Raw genomic sequence first — 1,520 nt, 5'->3', positions numbered from 1 at the left:
TGCGCCCCCACCTCGGGGTCGATCATGTTGATGGTGATCGTCACGTGATCGACATTCATCTCGACCAGTTCATCCAGATGATCGGGCAGCGCGAGCCCGTTCGAGCTCAGGCACAGCTTGATGTCGGGGATCTGCTCGGTGACCAGCCGGAAGGTCTCTTTCGTCTTCAGCCAATCATAGGCGCTGTCGCCCGGCCCCGCGATGCCCAGCACGGAAAGCTGCGGCACTTCATTCGCCACCGCAATCACCTTGCGCGCGGCCTCGACCGGCGTCAGCCGTTCCGACACGACGCCGGGACGGCTTTCGTTCGAGCAGTCGTATTTGCGGTTGCAGTAATTGCACTGGATGTTGCAGGCGGGCGCGACCGACACATGCATGCGCGCGAAATAGTGATGCGCTTCCTCGGAATAGCAGGGGTGATCCTTGACCTTTGCCCAGGTCGCCGGATCCATGTCTTCGGGTTTTTCCTTGGAGCCACAACCGGTTGCCGATGTGCTCGAGGAACAGCCGCCCGAGGCCAGCGCGGCCGAGAGGCTCTCCTTCGAGCCGATCGAAAGGGTGCCAAGGGCCACGACATTGTCCGACATGCTGCTCTCCATGCTCTGCCCGTTCAGGGGTCATGGGGGATGCAGCAAGAACCGTGCCAGCCCGGCGGCGGGGCGATTGGCACAAAACCTGCGCTTTTGTCGGAAATGCGACACGGGTCGACGGGGGGGGCCAAAACAAAGACCCCGGCCGAGGCCGGGGCCAGTCTCCGCGTCCAACCGCCGTCAGATCTTGCGCACCTCGATCTCGAATTTCTGCAACGCATAGGCGATCTGGCGCGGGGTCATGCCCAGAAGCCGCGCCGCTTTCGCCTGCACCCAGCCCGCGCTTTCCATCACCCGCACCAGTTCCTCGCGGCTCAGCTGCGCGGTCTTGGTGCGCAGCTGCACCTCGTCCTTGGCGAGCGGCTCGGGCTCTGGCAGCGGCTCGGGCGCCACCGCCGCGGGCGGCTCGACCGGAGGGGCGGGGACGCGCACGGTGGGGGTGATCATCCGCCCGATGGCCAGGCCGCCGATCGGCGAAGACCCGTCCTGCAGCCGGAAGAGTTCCGCCGAAAGGCACGCGCCCTGCCGACAGGCCAGCTCCTCGCCCAGCACCACCTCGCCATCCGAGAGCGCGGCGGCCCGGTTCACGCAATTCTCCAGCTCGCGGACATTGCCCGGAAACTGGCAGCGGCAGATCTGCTCAAACGCATCGGCGGCGAATTTGACATTGGTGCCGTTTTGCTTGTTGAAGCGATCGAGGAAAAGCTGCGCGAGCGGCTTGATGTCGCTTTTGCGGTTGCGCAGGGGCGGCAGGACGATCGGCACGACGCAGATGCGGAAGTACAGATCGGCGCGGAACTGCCCCCGCGCGACGGCATCTTCCAGATCGCGGTTTGTCGCGGCGACGATGCGGGTATCGACCTTGATCGTCTTCGAGCCGCCGACGCGTTCGAACTCGCCCTCCTGCAGCACGCGCAGCAGTTTCGACTG

The 1,520-nt window shown here is 65.1% G+C and carries 2 protein-coding genes; both read right to left on the bottom strand.

What is annotated here, in order from left to right:
- The coding region (locus tag C8J30_RS18235; RefSeq protein ID WP_146227976.1) for a radical SAM protein at positions 1-587 on the bottom strand (587 nt) is incomplete at its 3' end.
- 183 nt (positions 588-770) lie between these two features.
- On the bottom strand, positions 771-1,520 hold a 750-nt coding region (locus C8J30_RS18230), incomplete at its 5' end, for a sigma 54-interacting transcriptional regulator (protein ID WP_181420960.1).

The organism is Rhodobacter viridis (assembly GCF_003217355.1).
GTDB classification, from domain to species: Bacteria; Pseudomonadota; Alphaproteobacteria; order Rhodobacterales; family Rhodobacteraceae; genus Rhodobacter; species Rhodobacter viridis.
This window is presented reverse-complemented; position numbering and strand designations above follow the sequence as displayed.